General features: G+C 70.1%; 17 protein-coding genes and 2 pseudogenes. 8 read left to right on the forward strand and 11 right to left on the reverse strand.

All coding sequences use genetic code 11. The features are described 5' to 3' along the window. Nucleotides 1-274: 274 nt before the first annotated feature. Entirely contained in the window at nt 275-754 is a 480-nt protein-coding gene (gene smpB / locus RUMESO_RS15385) for an SsrA-binding protein SmpB (protein ID WP_037281433.1), read from the reverse strand. Between the two features lie 49 nt (nt 755-803). Between smpB and RUMESO_RS15390 the strand changes: the two genes are divergently transcribed. After that, nucleotides 804-1,991, forward strand: coding sequence for a winged helix-turn-helix domain-containing protein (locus tag RUMESO_RS15390; RefSeq protein WP_037281434.1), 1,188 nt, complete (start codon nt 804-806; stop codon nt 1,989-1,991). On the opposite strand, the gene RUMESO_RS15395 is transcribed toward RUMESO_RS15390, so the two are convergent. From RUMESO_RS15395 to uraH, 3 genes are read right to left on the reverse strand one after another with little or no spacing between them, the layout of a single operon-like run. Further along, nucleotides 1,973-3,241 (reverse strand): urate hydroxylase PuuD, encoded by a 1,269-nt coding sequence (locus tag RUMESO_RS15395; protein WP_037281435.1) that lies wholly within the window; start codon nt 3,239-3,241, stop codon nt 1,973-1,975. The two genes, RUMESO_RS15390 and RUMESO_RS15395, sit on opposite strands and share 19 nt — an antisense overlap. Nucleotide 3,242: 1 nt before the next feature. After that, nucleotides 3,243-3,653 (reverse strand): hypothetical protein, encoded by a 411-nt coding sequence (locus RUMESO_RS25245; RefSeq protein WP_156362966.1) that lies wholly within the window; start codon nt 3,651-3,653, stop codon nt 3,243-3,245. Between the two features lie 2 nt (nt 3,654-3,655). Beyond that, nucleotides 3,656-4,009: a hydroxyisourate hydrolase gene (gene uraH, locus RUMESO_RS15400; RefSeq protein ID WP_037281436.1), complete on the reverse strand. Its 354-nt coding sequence runs from the start codon at nt 4,007-4,009 to the stop codon at nt 3,656-3,658. Between the two features lie 94 nt (nt 4,010-4,103). Between uraH and puuE the strand changes: the two are divergent. The 3 genes and pseudogenes from puuE to RUMESO_RS15415 all read left to right on the forward strand — a co-directional run bounded on the left by puuE (nt 4,104) and on the right by RUMESO_RS15415 (nt 6,806). Then, a pseudogene (gene puuE, locus RUMESO_RS15405) lies at nt 4,104-5,506 on the forward strand (allantoinase PuuE). Further along, on the forward strand, nt 5,503-6,312 hold the full coding sequence (locus tag RUMESO_RS15410; RefSeq protein ID WP_037281437.1) for a bifunctional allantoicase/(S)-ureidoglycine aminohydrolase: 810 nt from the start codon (nt 5,503-5,505) through the stop codon (nt 6,310-6,312). Before puuE ends, RUMESO_RS15410 begins: the two are co-directional and overlap by 4 nt. Before the next feature lie 5 nt (nt 6,313-6,317). Then, on the forward strand, nt 6,318-6,806 hold the full coding sequence (locus tag RUMESO_RS15415) for an ureidoglycolate lyase (RefSeq protein WP_037281457.1): 489 nt from the start codon (nt 6,318-6,320) through the stop codon (nt 6,804-6,806). On the opposite strand, the gene map is transcribed toward RUMESO_RS15415, so the two are convergent. Continuing rightward, nucleotides 6,788-7,597 (reverse strand): type I methionyl aminopeptidase, encoded by an 810-nt coding sequence (gene map, locus RUMESO_RS15420; protein ID WP_037281438.1) that lies wholly within the window; start codon nt 7,595-7,597, stop codon nt 6,788-6,790. The two genes, RUMESO_RS15415 and map, sit on opposite strands and share 19 nt — an antisense overlap. A gap of 123 nt (nt 7,598-7,720) precedes the next feature. Between map and RUMESO_RS15425 the strand changes: the two genes are divergently transcribed. Next, the gene (locus RUMESO_RS15425) at nt 7,721-8,443 is read left to right on the forward strand and encodes a competence/damage-inducible protein A (protein WP_037281439.1); all 723 of its coding nucleotides are present in this window, start codon (nt 7,721-7,723) and stop codon (nt 8,441-8,443) included. Then, complete coding sequence (locus tag RUMESO_RS15430) at nt 8,440-9,360, forward strand: OmpA family protein (RefSeq protein ID WP_037281440.1); 921 nt, start codon at nt 8,440-8,442, stop codon at nt 9,358-9,360. The genes RUMESO_RS15425 and RUMESO_RS15430 overlap by 4 nt, the downstream gene beginning before the upstream one ends. A 5-nt stretch (nt 9,361-9,365) precedes the next feature. Here the strand turns inward: RUMESO_RS15430 and RUMESO_RS15435 are convergent, their stop codons facing one another. From RUMESO_RS15435 to RUMESO_RS15455, 5 genes are all read right to left on the reverse strand, one after another. After that, complete coding sequence (locus RUMESO_RS15435; RefSeq protein WP_169791183.1) at nt 9,366-10,094, reverse strand: GGDEF domain-containing protein; 729 nt, start codon at nt 10,092-10,094, stop codon at nt 9,366-9,368. Nucleotides 10,095-10,185: 91 nt separating this feature from the next. Next, the gene (locus tag RUMESO_RS15440) at nt 10,186-11,091 is read right to left on the reverse strand and encodes a LysR family transcriptional regulator (protein WP_037281441.1); all 906 of its coding nucleotides are present in this window, start codon (nt 11,089-11,091) and stop codon (nt 10,186-10,188) included. 244 nt (nt 11,092-11,335) lie between these two features. Then, entirely contained in the window at nt 11,336-13,072 is a 1,737-nt protein-coding gene (gene ilvD, locus RUMESO_RS15445) for a dihydroxy-acid dehydratase (RefSeq protein WP_037281442.1), read from the reverse strand. Between the two features lie 53 nt (nt 13,073-13,125). Then, on the reverse strand, nt 13,126-13,890 hold the full coding sequence (locus RUMESO_RS15450) for a molybdopterin-binding protein (protein WP_037281443.1): 765 nt from the start codon (nt 13,888-13,890) through the stop codon (nt 13,126-13,128). Next, nucleotides 13,880-14,680 (reverse strand): cytochrome b/b6 domain-containing protein, encoded by an 801-nt coding sequence (locus tag RUMESO_RS15455; protein WP_037281444.1) that lies wholly within the window; start codon nt 14,678-14,680, stop codon nt 13,880-13,882. The genes RUMESO_RS15450 and RUMESO_RS15455 overlap by 11 nt, the downstream gene beginning before the upstream one ends. A 142-nt stretch (nt 14,681-14,822) precedes the next feature. Between RUMESO_RS15455 and RUMESO_RS28595 the strand changes: the two are divergent. Then, nucleotides 14,823-15,191: pseudogene (locus tag RUMESO_RS28595) on the forward strand (EVE domain-containing protein); the annotation flags it as partial. Here RUMESO_RS28595 and RUMESO_RS27300 read toward each other — a convergent pair. Beyond that, nucleotides 15,107-15,280 (reverse strand): hypothetical protein, encoded by a 174-nt coding sequence (locus tag RUMESO_RS27300; protein WP_245639298.1) that lies wholly within the window; start codon nt 15,278-15,280, stop codon nt 15,107-15,109. The pseudogene RUMESO_RS28595 and the gene RUMESO_RS27300 overlap by 85 nt on opposite strands. A gap of 56 nt (nt 15,281-15,336) precedes the next feature. On the opposite strand from RUMESO_RS27300, the gene accD reads away from it, so the two are divergent. Continuing rightward, a complete protein-coding gene (gene accD / locus RUMESO_RS15460) occupies nt 15,337-16,266 on the forward strand; it encodes an acetyl-CoA carboxylase, carboxyltransferase subunit beta (RefSeq protein WP_037281445.1) in 930 nt (309 codons plus the stop codon). Nucleotides 16,267-16,283 lie beyond the last annotated feature (17 nt).

The raw sequence follows: 16,283 nt of genomic DNA on the forward strand, positions 1-16,283 counted from the left end.
CCGCCCCGCCGTGCCAACCCGGCGGGCGGAGAACGCTCCGACTCGGGGTCCACGCCCCCTGTCCCTCCACGCCCGGACTCCGCCGGGCCAAGGGACAGGGGGTCTAGGCCCCACTTCATCCCGATGTGACGCGCGGGACGCCGAGCCCTCGGACGTCGCGGCTGCCGCGCCTCGCGGCGCGTCGTTCGGCCCTGAAACCTCGGGCAGGTCATCGGTCCACTCGACCGATGCCTTGGTCCGCCCTCGACCCCCGGACGACCCGAAGGGCGCGCCCCTAGCCCTGATACCCTTGCTTCAGCAGCCGCCCCTTCTGGCGGTTCCAGTCACGCTCCGCCTCGGTCGCGCGCTTGTCGTGGTTCTTCTTGCCCTTGGCGATGCCGAGCTTCAGCTTCACCCGGCCCTTGTCGTCGAAGTACATCGACAGCGGCACGACGGTCATCCCCTCGCGCTGCGTCGCCGACCAGAGCCGCGCCAGCTCCTTGCGCTTCACCAGCAGCTTCCGCCGCCGCTTCGCCTCATGCCCCCAGGTCTTGGCGGGCTCGTAGGGCGCGATATAGGCGTTCGTGAGCCACAGCTCCCCGTTCTCCACGGACGCATAGCTCTCGGCGATGTTCGACTGCCCGGTCCGCAGCGACTTCACCTCCGAGCCCATCAGCACGATCCCCGCCTCGAGGTCGTCCTCGATGGCATAGTCGTACCGGGCACGCCGGTTCTCCGAGATGAGCTTGCGGTTGGGATTCTTCTCTTGGGCCATGGTCCGTCCGAGATAGGTTCTCCCGGCCGCCCTGTCCATGAGGAGCCCGATGGCCCTGCCGATTCTGCGCAACGACGCCGCGAGACGACTCTTCCTCGCCCGCCATGCCCTCCTCGGCCCCAAGGCCGCGACGCTGCCGGACCTCCTCGAAGCGCTGGGCTTCGTGCAGGTGGATTCGGTCCTGACGCTGGCCCGCGCCCACGACATGATCCTCTGGAGCCGCCGCCCGACCTACCGCCCCGCCGACCTGCAATCCCTCGTCCGCGCCCGCGCCGCCTTCGAGCACTGGACCCACGACGCCTCCGTCCTCCCCATCGCCGCCTGGCCGCACTGGCGCCACCGCTTCCAGCGCGACCGCGCCCGCATGGACCGGCGCTGGGACAACTGGCAGGGTCCCGACTTCCGCGCCCACCTCGACCGCACGCTCCGCCACATCGCCGACAACGGCGGCACCCTCAGCGGCGACCTCATCGACGGTCCGCGAGGCGAGCCCGGCTGGTGGAACTGGCACCCCGGCAAGGTGGCCCTCGAATACCTCTGGCGCGTGGGCGAGCTCTCCGTCAGCCACCGCCAGGGCTTCCAGAAGGTCTACGACCTGACCGAGCGAGTCATCCCCGAGGCGCACCGGGCCTCGACGCCTGCGCTGGACGAAACCATCGACTGGGCCGCCAACGCCGCCCTCGACCGCCTCGGCTTCGCCACGCCCGGAGAGATCGCCGCCTTCTGGGACCTCCTCACCCCGCAGGAGGCGCAGCAGTGGGCCAAGGACGCTCTCTCGCGCGGCGAGATCGAGGAGATCCAGATGGAGGGCGCCGATGGCAAGCTCCGCCGCAGCTTCGCCCGCCCCGGCACTCTCGATGAAGCCAGCGCCATCCCCGAGCCCGGCGACCGCCTCCGGCTCCTCTCGCCCTTCGACCCCGCGCTGAGGGACCGCGCCCGCGCCGAACGCCTCTTCGGCTTCTTCTACCGGATCGAGATCTACGTCCCCGCGCCCAAGCGCACCTACGGCTACTACGTCTTCCCGGTCCTCGAAGGCACCCGCCTCGTCGCCCGCACGGAGGTCATCGCCCAGAACGGCACCCTCACGCTCCGCGCCCTCTGGCCCGAGGCCGGCGTCCGTTGGGGCAAGCTCCGCACCCAGCGCCTCATGTCCGAGCTGGAGCGCGTCGCCCGCCTCGCCGGGGCCACTCGGATCGACCTCGCCCCCAACTGGCTCCGTCAGCCGGTCGCGTCCTGATACCAGGCCCGGATCGCCGCCCGCTCCTCCTCGGTCACCTCCGACAGGTTCCCCGGCGGCATCGCATGGCTCGCCCCGGCCTGCAGGTAGACGTCCCGCGCGCGGTTGGCGATCTGCGCCCCGGTCTCGAACATCACGCCCTTGGGCGGCCAATGGAGCCCCGGCCAGACCGGCTCCGCCGCGTGGCACATCGAGCAGCGCCCCTGCACGATCCGGTGCACCTCCTCGAAGCCCGCCGCCTGCGCGAACCGCTCCGCCCCCGGCGCCAGCAGCTCCGCCTCGGCCTCCTGCTCGTCCGAGTAGCCGAAGGCCCTCGGCGAGGAGAGCCAGACGATCAGGAGGAAGATCACCGCCGTGGCGAACCAGGTCCAGTGCGGCCGCCCCTTCCGCGCGTGCACCGTGTTGAACCAGTGCCTGATCGTCACCCCCATCAGGAACACGAGGGACGCCACGGCCCAGGTGTTCGCCCCGGCGAAGGCCAGCGGATAGTGGTTCGACAGCATCAGGAAGATTACGGGGAGCGTCAGGTAGTTGTTGTGGGTGCTGCGCTGCTTGGCGATCTTGCCGTATTTCGGGTCCGGCTTCCGCCCCGCGATCAGGTCCGCGACGACGACCTTCTGGTTGGGGATGATCGTGAAGAACACGTTCCCCGACATGACCGTGGCCGTGAAGGCCCCGAGGTGCAGCAGCGCCGCCCGCCCCGAGAAGACGTGCGTGTAGAACAGGCTCATCAGCACGATGATCCCGAACAGCGCCACCATGAGCCGCACCGGCTCGTCCCCGAAGCGGCTCCGGCAGAGCCGGTCGTAGAGCACCCAGCCCAAGGCCAGCGACGCCGCCGACAGGACCGCCGCCTGCAGCCCCGAGGGGACCTCGATGTGCCCCAGGTGCAGCGGCGGGAAGCCGTAGACCCTCGGGTCGATCAGGTAGAGCTCGCCCCCGAGCCAGTAGACCAGCACGAGCATGGTGAAGCCCGAGAGCCAGGTCGAGTAGCTCTCCCACTTGAACCAGACGAGGTCCCCCGGCATCCGCTCCGGCGCCACGAGGTATTTCTGGATGTGGTAGAAGCCGCCGCCGTGGACCTGCCACTCCTCCCCATCCGCGCCCGAGGCGAGGTTGCGGTCCCGGTGGAGCCCGAGGTCCAGCGCGATGAAGTAGAAGCTCGACCCGATCCAGGCGATCGCGGTGATGACATGGACCCAGCGGACCGCGAACTCGGCCCAGTGCCACAGGACGGCGGCGTCGTACATCTTATGAACCTATAGATTTGGTGAAGCCACCCAGAAGGCCCCCAAAGAAGTCTCCAATCTGTGAGAGGTTTCTCTGGTCTTTGGCTACTTGGGTCACGGCCGCGCTTAATTTCATGTTGCCATCAGTCCCTGTGAAGCTCTGCCCGAGGAGGGCAAAGCCTTTTGAAGTTATTACAGGTCTAATTAGGAGGCTGTGACCTCGATCTAAGGGTTTCACATATTCGGCGCATCGAATGACACCTTCGTCGATCAGCCACTGACCGCAGTCATCAAAGAAAGGGCGGAATTCCTCATCAAGAGCCAAGTCGTCAAACTTTAAGCCTGACCATTGGATGCCAGTTTCGATCAACACCTGCAGGATGGAGGCGATAACTATCTCACTTTTCTGAAGGTTCGTTAGCTGAGTTGCCATCGTCAGCTCCCCCGGTAGGTCGAATACCCGAAGGGCGACAGCAGCAGCGGCACATGGTAGTGACCCGCCTCCATCCCGAAGCGGATCGGAACCTCGTCGAGAAACGGAGGCCGCGTCAGCGCCGCGCCGCTCCCCTGCAGGTAGTCGCCCGCCCGGAAGGTGAGCTCGTAGAGCCCCGGCGCGAACCTTTCCCTCGGCAGGATCGGCCCGTCCGTCCGACCGTCCGCGTTCGTCACCATCTCCGCGAGCCGTTCACGCCTATCCCCGTCCAGCCGGTCCAGCGTGATCCGCAGCCCCTCCGCCGGCACCCCCAGCGCGGTGTCGAGCACGTGCGTCGTCAGGAATCCCTCGGCCATCCTCGTCCTCCCTATGCTTCCATGTCAGCCGGAGGGCAGGCCGCTTGCAACCCCGCCCGGCCCCGGCCTACTCATCGGGCAAGAGGAGTCGAAGATGCCCGACCGTTACCCCCGCAACATGCGCGGCCATGGCGCCACGCCGCCCGACGCGCAATGGCCCGACGGCGCCCGCGTCGCCGTCTCCCTGGTCCTCAACTACGAGGAGGGGGCGAGAACTGCGTCCTCCACGGCGACGCCGCCTCGGAGGCCTTCCTGAGCGACATCGCCGGGGCCGCGATGTGGCCGGGCCTGCGCCACTGGAACATGGAGTCGATCTACGAATACGGCGCCCGCGCCGGCTTCTGGCGGCTCCACCGGCTGATGCGCGACCTGCCCGTGACGATCTACGGCGTCGCCACCGCGCTGGCGCGGAGCCCCGAGCAGGTCGCCGCCATGAAGGCCGCCGGCTGGGAGATCGCCTCCCACGGCCTGAAATGGGTCGAGCACAAGGACATGCCCGAGGAGGTGGAGCGCGCCCAGATCGCCGAGGCCATCCGCCTTCACACGGAGGTGGTCGGAGAGCCCCCGCGCGGCTGGTACACCGGCCGCTGCAGCGCCAACACCGTCCGCCTGACGGCGGAGACCGGCCAGCTCGACTGGATCAGCGACACCTACGACGACGACCTGCCCTACTGGATCGAGGCCGGGGAGCGCGACCAGCTCGTGATCCCCTACACGCTCGAGGCCAACGACATGCGCTTCGCGGTCGCCCCCGGCTGGGTCACGGGCCGCGACTTCGGCGACTACCTCTGCGACACCTTCGACGTGCTGCACGAGGAGGGGGGCCGGATGTTCTCGGTGGGCCTCCATTGCCGCCTCGTCGGCCGCCCCGGCAAGGCGGCGGGCCTCCGGCAGTTCCTCAAGCACGCCCAGCAGAAGGGTGGTGCCTGGTTCGCCACCCGGGGCCAGATCGCCGCCCACTGGCGCGCCGTGAACCCCCCGCCGCCCCGGCACGAGCGCCCCTCCGAGATGCACCGCAAGGCCTTCGTCGCGGCTTTCGGCGGCATCGTCGAGCACTCCCCCTGGGTCGCCGACCGCGCCTGGAGCCTGGAGCTCGGCCCCGCCCACGACAGCGCCACCGGCCTCGCCAACGCCCTGGCCCGCGTCCTCCGCACCGCCTCGCGCGAGGAGCAACTCGGCGTCCTGCGCGCCCACCCCGACCTCGCCGGCAAGCTCGCGGCGGCCAAGCGCCTCACCGCCGACTCCACCTCCGAGCAGGCGAGCGCCGGCCTCGACGATCTCACCGAGGAGGAGGTCGAACGGTTCACGGTGCTGAACAACGCCTACATGGACCGCCACGGCTTCCCCTTCATCATCGCGGTGCGGGACAACACCAAGGCCTCGATCCTGAGCGCCTTCGAGCGCCGCACCGCCAACGACTCCGAGACCGAGTTCGCCGAGGCGCTCCGCCAGGTCGAGCGCATCGCCGAGCTTCGCCTGAAAGCGGTCCTGCCATGACCTACGCCTTCCCGCCCGGCGGCCTTCCCGACCAGACGGAGGACGCCGCCGGCAACCGCGCTGTCTTCACCACCGCCTACGCCTTCATCCCGGCCGCCGTGCAGCGCGACATCGTGACGAGCTACTTCCCCGGCTGGACCGACACCCGCGCCTGGATCCTCGCGCGCCCGCTCTCGGGCTTCGCCGAGACTTTCGCTCAGTACGCGATGGAGGTCGCCCCTGGCGGCGGCAGCGACGCGCCCGAGCCCGATCCCGGCGCCGAGGGCGTGATCCTCGTGGCCGACGGCACCGGCCTCCTCCACCTGGGCGACACAACGCACGAGCTACGCCCCGGCAGCTACGCCTACCTGCCGCCCTCCTCGGGCTGGAGCCTCCGCGCCACCTCGCTCCTGCGGTTCCACTGGATCAGGCGCCGCTATCTGCCCGCCCGGGGCGTCGCGCTGCCCGAGCCCTTCGTGACCTCGGACCCGGAGACGCCGGTCCGCTGGATGCCCAACACCGACCTCTGGGGCACGACCCGCTTCGTGGACCCCGAGGACCTGCGCCACGACATGCACGTCAACATCGTGACCTTCCAGCCGGGGGGCCTCATCCCCTTCGCCGAGACGCACGTCATGGAGCACGGCCTCTACGTGCTGGAAGGCACCGCCCGCTACCTTCTCAACACCGACTGGGTGGAGGTCGGCCCCGGCGACTTCATGTGGCTCCGCGCCTTCTGCCCGCAGGCCTGCGTCGCGACGGGGGAGGGGCGGTTCCGCTACCTTCTCTACAAGGACGTGAACCGCCACCCGGCGCTGACGCTGTGACCACCATGGATATCCATGCCGAACCCCTGACCCCCACCGCCTTCTCCCCCTTCGGCGACGTGCTGGAGGCCGAGGGCGCCCCCGACCGGCTCATCAACCAGGGCCTCTGCGGCCGCTTCCACGACCGGGCGCGGCTCGACTTCGGCGGGGGCCGGGCCGGGATCAGCGTCTTCAGGGCCGAGCCCCGGGCGCTGCCCTACATGCTGGACTTGGTGGAGCGGCACCCGCTCGGCTCCCAGGCCTTCCTGCCCATGAGCCTCGACCCCTTCCTGGTGATCGTCGCCGAGGGGCAGGACCCCACCCCCGGCCGCATCCGCGCCTTCCTGACGAGGCCGGGGCAGGGGATCAACCTCCTGCGGAACTGCTGGCATGGGGTCCTGACCCCGCTCCACGCCCCCGGACTCTTCGCCGTGGTGGACCGGATCGGGGAGGGTCAGAACCTCGAGGAATACTGGCTCCCCGAGCCCCTGACCGTCTACGGCAGCGCCGGGTAGAAGAGCCCCTTGGACGAGGTGGTGAAGATCTCCGCCCCCTCCGAGGTGATCCCGACCGAATGCTCGAACTGCGCCGAGAGCGACTTGTCCCGCGTCACGGCGGTCCAGTCGTCGCTCAGCACCTTGGTCTCGGGCCGGCCGAGATTCACCATGGGCTCGATGGTGAAGAACATCCCCTCCTCGAGCCGCGGCCCCGTCCCGGGCCGCCCGTAGTGGAGCACGTTCGGCGGGGCGTGGAACACCCGGCCGAGCCCGTGGCCGCAGAAGTCGCGCACCACGCTCATGCGGTTGGCCTCCACGTGGCTCTGGATCGCCGCGCCAATGTCGCCGAAGGTGGCGCCAGGCCTGGCGGCCTCGATCCCCAGCATCAGCGCGTCGTGCGTGACCTGGATCAGCCGCTCGGCCTTCCGGTTGGGCGTGCCCGCGACGTACATCCGCGAGGTGTCGCCATACCAGCCGTCCACGATCACCGTCACGTCGACGTTCAGGATGTCGCCGTCCTTGAGGACCTTGTCCCCCGGGATGCCGTGGCAGACGACATGGTTCACGCTGATGCAGGAGGCGTGCTGGTAGCCCTTGTAGCCGATGGTGGCCGAGACCACCCCGCGCGCCTGGATCATCTCGGTGATGATGCGGTCGAGCTCGCCCGTGGTCTGGCCGGGAAAGACATGGGGGCCCATCTCGTCCAGGATCTCGGCCGCGACGCGGCCGGCCACGCGCATCCCCTCGTAGTCCGAGGCCTCGTGGATGCGGATGCCGTCCCGCGTGAGCCTGCCCCTGCGTTCGTCCACTCGTCCGTCCTTTCGCTGACTCTTGGAAAATAGGCCATGCCGCGTCCGGGTTCCAGCGGGCAAGGCTGGAAGGCCCGGGGGCGCCCGCCTATACCTGAGTCCCGAGAGCAGCGCGAGGCCCCCATGCCCAATCCCACGGCCGCCATCCTCGTCATCGGGGACGAGATCCTCTCGGGCCGCACCCGCGATTCGAACATGCACTTCCTGGCGCAGGAGCTGGCGCGCGTCGGCATCGACCTGCGGGAGGCCCGCGTCGTCGGCGACCGGCCCGAGGCCATCGTCGGGGCCGTCCGGGCGCTGTCGGGGACCCACGATCACGTCTTCACGAGCGGCGGGATCGGTCCCACCCACGACGACATCACGGCCGACGCGGTGGCCGAGGCGATGAGGGTGCCGCTCTCGGTCCGGGACGATGCCCGCGCCGTGCTGCAGGCCCATTACGACCGCCAGGGCGTGGAGATGAACGAGGCGCGCCTGCGGATGGCCCGCGTCCCCGAGGGCGCCGTCCTGATCGACAACCCCGTCAGCGCCGCCCCCGGCTTCTCGATCGGCAACGTGCACGTCATGGCCGGCGTGCCCCGCATCTTCGAGGCCATGGTCGCGGGCCTCCTGCCGCGCCTGACCGGGGGGACCCCGCTCCTGTCGCAGAGCTACCGGATCATGCGGGGCGAGGGGGAGATCGCGGGGCCGCTGGCCCGGCTCGCGGACGATTATCCCGACCTCTCGATGGGTTCCTATCCGTTCCAGAGCGGCGGGGCCTTCGGCGCCAACGTCGTCATCCGAGGGCCGGACGGGGTCCGGGTGCACGAGGCGATGACCCGCCTGGCCGAACTCTTCCCCGAATGATTCGCCACGCGCGCTGGCTGGCCCTCCTGCCCCTGCTGGCGCAACCCGCCGCCGCGCTGACGCTCGATCTGCCCGCCACGGCGGCCAAGGCGCTGGACGAGACCGAGCCTCTGGGCAGCCTCGCCCTCGCCACCGGACCCTGGGCCGAGGGCGTGCTGCCGTCCCGCACCGTCGAGGGGGCCGTCACGCGCGAGGTCTGGCAGGTGCCCGGGCCGGGGACGACCCTCGGGCTCCTCGCTCCCCTGCGGGACCAGGTCGCGGCGCAGGGTTACGAGATCCTTCTCGACTGCGAGGACGAGGCCTGCGGCGGCTTCGACTTCCGGTCCGCCATCGAGGTCCTGCCCCCGCCTGCGATGTTCGCCGACCTCGCGGATTTCCACTACCTCTCGGCCGTCAAGGACGACGAGGCCCTGACCCTCCTCGTGAGCCGCAGCGACGAACGGGGCTTCGTCCAGCTCCTCCGCGTGGCGCCCGCCGAGCCGGGCACGGTGCCCGCGGCCCCGGCCGTGTCGTCCGAGGGGCCGGGGACAGGGACGCCTCCCCCGGGCGACTTCGCGACGCGGATCGAAGGGGAGGGGCGAGTCGTCCTCGAAGGGTTGGCCTTCGCCACCGGCTCCTCGGAGCTGGCCTCCGGCGGGGACGCCGGGCTTGCCGCGCTCGCGGCCTATCTGGCCGAGAACCCCACCCGCCGCGTGGCCCTGGTCGGCCATACCGACGCGCAAGGTCCGCTCGGGGCCAACATCGCCCTCTCCAAGCGGCGCGCGCAGGCGGTCGCGGACCGACTCGCGAGCCGGTACGGCGTCGACCGCTCGCAGCTCCAGGCCGAGGGAATGGGCTGGCTCTCGCCGCGGGCGACCAACCTCACCCCGGAGGGCCGCGAGGCGAATCGGCGGGTCGAGGCGGTGATCCTGCCCTGACGGCCTCAGGCGGCGCGGTCCCGCTCCTCCTCCTCGACATGGAGACGAGCGCGTCCCTCGGCCTTGGCGCTATAGAGGGCGCGGTCGGCCAAGGCGATCAACCGGTCGAGCGTGGCCCCCCCGTCGGCCCCGGCGGCGCCGGCCGAGAGGGTGACGGAGAGGCCGCCCGGCACCTCGACGACCGGGATCGGGGCGCAAAGCCGGTGACCCAGGTGGTGCGCATCCCGGACGGAGGCGAAGGGAAGGAAGGCGGCGAACTCCTCCCCGCCGAGGCGGCCCAGTATGCCGTCCGGCCGAAGCACCGTCCGCAGATGGGTGCCGATCGCGACCAGGGCGGCGTCGCCCGCGCCGTGGCCCCACTGGTCGTTGATCCGCTTGAAGTGGTCGGCGTCGAGGAGGAGGAGCACCCCCGTCCCCTCCCGCTCCAGGGCCCGGCGGGCCCGGTCCATGAAGGCGCGCCGGTTGGGCAGGCCCGTCAGCATGTCGGTCGTGGCGAGCATCGACAGCGTCCGCTGGAGGGTGCGCTGACGGTGCAGGATCGTCATGACGAGGGCCACGAAGGGGACGGCGACCAGCGTGGTGGTCACGACCTCGCGCGGCCAGTCGGGGCGAGGCTGGGGGACGCTGGCCTTGACGAGGAAGTCGGTCGCGTTGACGAGCAGGAGGAAGACAAGGCTCTTGGCCAGCGCATCCCGCCACGAGCGGGGCGCGACGAGGTTGACCAGCCTGCTCATCCAATCGCCATCCATGGCGGCAGGATGGCACCGAGGCCTTAAGGAGTCCTGACCCGACGTCAGGAAAATCGTTCCAATTCGAGACGTCCCGTCACCAGTTGTCGGGGCCCTTGTCGGTGAAGGCATCCACGAGGAAGTCGATGAAGGCGCGGACCTTGGGCTGGGTGAAGCGGCCCGGCGGATAGACCGCGTAGATGCCCTGGACCTCGACGGGCAGCCCCGGGATCGCCTCCTCGACGAGGCCCTTGGACATGGCCTCGGCGTAGAGGAAGGCGGGCAGGTAGGCGATGCCGAGGCCCGAGATGCAGGCGTTGAGGAGCGACTGCCCGTCGTTCACCGTCAGCCATCCCGCCGTGCGGACCTGCCGCTTCTCGCCGGAGGGCGCCGTGATCTTCCAGACGGCCGAGTTCGCCTGATTCGAGTAGTGGAGGAGCTTGTGCTCGTTGAGGTCGTCGATCTTCTCGGGGCGGCCGTACTGGGCGAAGTAGGCGGGCGCGGCGATCATCCGCTTCGAGGTCTCGGCGATCTTGCGGGCCCGCAGGGTCGAGTCCTCGAGCTCGCCGATGCGGATCGCCATGTCGAAGCCTTCGGAGATCAGCTCCACGTAGCGGTTGTTGAGCACCATGTTGACGGTGATGCCGGGGTATTCCTGGAGGAAGTCGCCGAGCACGGGGCTCAGGTGGTTGACGCCGAAGTCGGTGGCGACCGAGATCCGCAGGAGGCCCGAGGGCGCGGTCTGCATGGAGGTGACGAGGGCGTCGGCCTCCCCGGCGTCGTTCAGGACCCGTCGCGCGCGGTCGTAGTAGGCGAGGCCGATCTCGGTGGGCGAGACGCGCCGCGTCGTCCGGTTCAGGAGCCGGGCGCCCAGCCTCGCCTCCAGCGCCGAGACGTGCTTGGACACGGCCGACTTCGAGATGCCCATCTTCTTGGCGGCATCCGTGAACCCGCCCTGGTCCACGACCATTGCGAAGGCCTCCATCTCGGTCAGGCGGTCCATCCTCGCTCCTTCCCATCCGGGCATTGCTGCGGACCCTGCGCTGCAAATCCGGCACAATTGGGACTCCCCGGGGTCAAATCCGGGGTTTTCCATGGCATTGGCGGACAGGGCGGAAACAGGAAGTCGAGGCCGGGCCGAACCGGACCTGCCCCGGCGGGCCGCGTGCGCTGCCTCTCGGAAGCCGCAGGCCAAGGGCCGAATCGGGCCGTCCGAGAGGCTCGGGTCACCCGGCGGCCCGGGCTCCTCACTGGTCCATGTAGACGTGCCGTTCGGCCTGGGCGCCCGGATGGGTCACGGCGCCGTGGCGGGCGCTGCCCACCAGCTTGGCGAATTTCCAGAGCGCGCCCGTGGCATACTGCGTCTCGCGCGGGCCGGTCCATGCGGCGCGGCGGCTGGCCAGCTCCTCGTCCGAGAGCGCGACCGACAGCTCGCCGGCGATGGCGTCGATCGTGATCACGTCACCGTCCTTCAGGAGCGCGATGGGGCCGCCATGCGCGGACTCGGGACCGACATGGCCCACGCAGAAGCCGCGCGTCGCGCCCGAGAAGCGGCCGTCGGTGATGAGCGCGACCTTCTTGCCCGCGCCCTGCCCCGACAGCGCCGCCGTGGTCGCCAGCATCTCTCGCATACCGGGGCCGCCGGCGGGGCCTTCGTTGCGGATGACGATGACCTCGCCTTCCCTGTAGGCGCGGGCCTTGACGGCCTCGAAGGCGTCCTCCTCGCAGTCGAAGACGCGGGCGGGGCCGGTGAAGACCTGCTCGGCCGGGGTCATGCCGGCGACCTTCACGATGGCCCCGTCGGGGGCGAGGTTGCCGCGCAGGCCCACGACGCCGCCGGTCCGGGTGATCGGCGTGGCGGCGGGGTAGATCACCCGCCCGTCGGCCTCGGCCCGGATCCCGTCCAGCTCCTCGCCCAGCGTGCGGCCCGAGGCGGTGAGGCAGTCCTCGTGCAGGAGGCCGACCTTCTGGAGCTCCTTCATCACGACGGGGACGCCGCCGACCTCGTGGAGGTCCTTGGCGACGTATTTCCCGCCCGGGCGCAGGTCCACGAAGTAGGGCGTGTCCTTCATGATCGCGGCCACGTCGAAGAGGTCGAACTCGATCCCCGCCTCGTGGGCGATGGCGGGAAGGTGCAGCGCCGCGTTGGTGGACCCCCCGGTGCAGCCCACCACGCGGGCGGCGTTCTCGAGCGACTTGCGGGTGACCACGTCGCGGGCGCGGATGTTCCTCTCGATCAGGTTCATGACCGCGACGCCCGACATCTCGCAATACTGGTCGCGGCTCTCGTAGGGGGCCGGGGCGCTTGAGGAGTTGAGGAGCGCGAGGCCGATCGCCTCGGAGACGCAGGCCATGGTGTTGGCGGTGTATTGCGCGCCGCAGGCCCCGGCGGAGGGGCAGGCGACCCGTTCGAGGATCGCGAGCTCGGCGTCGGAGAAGGCGCCGGCCTGGTGCTTGCCCACGGCCTCGAAGACGTCCTGGATGGTGACGTCGCGCCCCTCGTAGCGGCCCGGCAGGATCGAGCCGCCGTAGATGAAGACAGAGGGCACGTTCAGGCGGACCATGGCCATCATCATGCCCGGCAGGCTCTTGTCGCAGCCAGCGAGGCCCACGAGCGCGTCGTAGCAGTGGCCCCGCATGGTCAGTTCGACAGTGTCGGCGATGGCGTCGCGCGAGGCCAGAGAGGAGCGCATCCCTTCGTGGCCCATCGAGATGCCGTCGGTGACGGTGATCGTGGTGAACTCGCGGGGCGTGCCGCCGTTCTTCTTGACGCCGTGCTTCACGACCTGCGCCTGGCGGTCCAGGGCGATGTTGCAGGGCGCGGCCTCGTTCCAGCAGGTGGCGACGCCGACCCAGGGCTGGTGGATCTCCTCCTCGGTGATCCCCATGGCGTAGAAGTAGCTGCGGTGCGGCGCGCGGGCCGGGCCTTCGGTGACGTGGCGGCTGGGCAGCCGGGACTTGTCGAAGCGCTGGTTGGTCGGCATCGCGTTCCCCCTCTTCCTGTTCGGGAGAGGGTTAGCGCGGACGGGCGGTCCGTCTAGATGCCGCCATACCAGTCGTAGCCCCGTTCCTCCCAGTAGCCGCCCTTGTCGGCGAGGGCGGGGACCACCTCGATGCCGGCGAGATACTTGGCCATCTTGTAGCCGAGCTGCCGTTCCACCCTGAGCCGCAGGGGCGCGCCGTTTCGGACGGGGAGCGGGCCGCCGTTCATCCCGTAGGCGAGGATCGTCTGCGGGTGGAGCGCGTCGCGGAGATCGTGGCTCTCCCAATACTTGATGCCGCCGGAGAGGCCGCGCTCGATGGTGTCCATGGAGCGGAAGTAGACGTAGCGGGCCTCCGGTCGCAGCTTCGCCTCGGCGAGGACGCGGCTCAGTTGGACGCCGGTCCATTCGGCGATGCAGGACCAGCCCTCGACGCAGTCGTGGCGGGTGATCTGGGTGCGGGAGGGCATGGCCATGAGGTCGGGCAGGCTCAGGGACAGGGGCTTCTCGACGGCGCCGGTGACGGTGAGGCGCCAGTCGGCCCAGGCGTTGGCGGCCAACGCCCGGTAGTCGGCGTCGGCGGGGTTCGTGACGCCGTTGGGGCGCATCCCCTGTCGGATGTCGGCACGGGTGAACTCGGGCGCGAGGGCGTCGCGGGCCACCAGCTTCTGCGTGGCGTGGGTCAGCTCGTTGGCGCCCTCGAAGAGGTTGCGCGTGGCGCCGTCGGGGGGGAGCCGGTCGAAGACCTTGCAGCCGGAGAGGAGCGCGGGGGTGGCGAGGAGGCCGGTCAGGACCAGCCGGCGGGAGAGGTCAGCGGGCATGGGAGTCCCCCTCGGGGTCGATGCGATACCAGCCGGTAAGGATCGAGCGCAGCTCGTTGAGCGGCCCGGCCAGCAGGATCATCAGGACGTGGACCAGGAAGAACAGGACCAGGAGCGCCATCACGGCGAAGTGGATCGTCCGCGCCGTCTGCCGCCCGCCCCAGACATCGAGGAGCCAGGGCGCGGCGGCGTTGAACGAGGGCGACATGGAGAGCCCCGTCAGGATCATCAGCGGCAGCAGGACGAAGAGCACCCCGGCATAGGCCAGCTTCTGGAGCACGTTGTAGCGGTGCCCATGGTGGAAGCGGAGCCGGGCGTGGTTCAGCACGTCGCCGGGGAGGGCACGGAGGTCGGAGGGCGTCGGGATCAGCTCGCGGATGTGGCCGTTGAGGAGGCTGGAGACGAACCAGGCGAGGAGCGTGAGGCTGAGCGTCCAGGCGAAGAAGAAATGGATCACCCGGCCGGTGGCGAGGTCGTGGTAGCTCGGGATCGTGGCCCAGCCGGGAAAGCCGTGCGCCTCGCCGCCGGAGGCGCCGAGGAGGCCGGTGGTGTCGAACTCGTGGCCGAGGACGGTGGTGACGCCCCGGAGGCTGTCGCCGTCCTGTCGCGCGCCGAGGACCAGGACCGCGTTGTCGAACTCGAAGCCCGACTGCCGGCCGAGGTAGAGCGCCGGGTGGGCGTTGAAGATCTGCAGCCCCGTCAGGAGCAGGAAGAAGAGCGACACGGCCCAGACCCAGTGGGTCAGGCGGGTCATGATCCTCTGGCGGTAGACGAGCGGTCCCTTGGCCATTTCCGTGCCCCCTCTGCGGCGTCGCCCGAAGCCACGGTCCGGGCGGCGGAAAAGTTTCAGCGCATCCGGCACGACCTGCCGACAGGAGATGGCAGGAGGGATCGGCGATCCTGCGGGCATCCTATCACGGCGGGAGGCTCCGATGAGGAACGATGACGTGCGCCACTGGGTCGGGGTCGCCTCGGCCGAGCACGTGGCGCGAGGGGTGGCGGGCGGGTTCTGCCAGCTCTCGCACGGGAAGGCGGGGCCGGTGGCGCGGATGAGGCCGGGGGACGGGCTGGTCTACTACGCCCCGCGCGAGAGGATGGGCGAGGGCGAGCCGGTGCAGGCCTTCGTCGCCATCGGGCGGGTCGCGGAGGGAGAGCCCTACCAGGGCGTCATGGGCGACTTCGTGGCGACGGGGCGGGACGTGCACTGGTGGCCGGTTCAGCGCCGAGCGCCGATCCGGCCGATGCTGGACGACCTGTCCTTCATGTGGGCCCAACCCAACTGGGGGATGGTCCTGCGGCGCGGGTCGTTCGCCATCGCCGCCGAGAACTTCCGGCGCATCGCGGAGGCGATGGGGGCCGAGGCGCCCTCGACCCCCCGCGCCGATTGCATTCCGGGTTCCCGAAGCTTATCTCCTCCCGTCGAACCGCCGACGAGAGAGGGCGCCGATGAACTGGATCTCCAACTACGTCCGCCCGCGGATCAACTCGATCTTCTCGCGCCGCGAGGTACCCGAGAACCTCTGGACCAAGTGCGACGAATGCGGCCAGATGCTCTTCCACCGGGAGCTGGCAGCGAACCTCAACGTCTGCCCGAACTGCGGGCACCACATGGCGATCCGGCCGCGCGAGCGGTTCCAGGCCTTCTTCGACGGCGGCGTCTTCACCGAGGTGAAGGTGCCCGAGCCGATCACCGACCCGCTCCAGTTCCGCGATCAGAAGAAATACGCGGACCGCGTCCGGGAGGCCCGCAAGACCACGGGCGAGAAGGACGCGATGCTGGTGGCCGAGGGCGAGGTCGGGCGGACGCCGATCGTCGCGGCGGCGCAGGACTTCTCCTACATGGCGGGGTCCATGGGGATGTATGTGGGCAACGCCATCATCGCCGCCGCCGAGCGGGCCGTGGAGCTGAAGCGGCCGCTGGTGCTGTTCTCGGCCGCTGGGGGCGCGCGGATGCAGGAGGGGATCCTGTCGCTGATGCAGATGCCCCGGACGACCGTGGCGGTGCAGATGCTCAAGGAGGCGGGGCTGCCCTACGTCGTGGTGCTGACGCATCCGACGACCGGGGGCGTCACGGCCTCCTATGCCATGCTGGGCGACGTGCAGATCGCCGAGCCCGGGGCGCTGATCTGCTTCGCCGGGCCCCGCGTGATCGAGCAGACGATCCGCGAGAAGCTGCCCGAGGGGTTCCAGCGGGCGGAATACCTGCTCGACCACGGGATGCTCGACCGGGTGACGCCGAGGGGCAAGCTCAAGGAGGAGATCGTCTCCATCCTGCGGATGCTCCTGCGCGAGCCGCCGGCGGTGATGGCGGACCTGCCCGCGCCGGTCGTCGAGGTCGGAGCCGCCGTCGAACCTCCGGCCGCCGCCGCCGAATGACCCAAGGATCAGGGTCC

The organism is Rubellimicrobium mesophilum DSM 19309 (assembly GCF_000600335.2).
In the GTDB taxonomy this organism is placed as follows: Bacteria; Pseudomonadota; Alphaproteobacteria; order Rhodobacterales; family Rhodobacteraceae; genus Rubellimicrobium; species Rubellimicrobium mesophilum.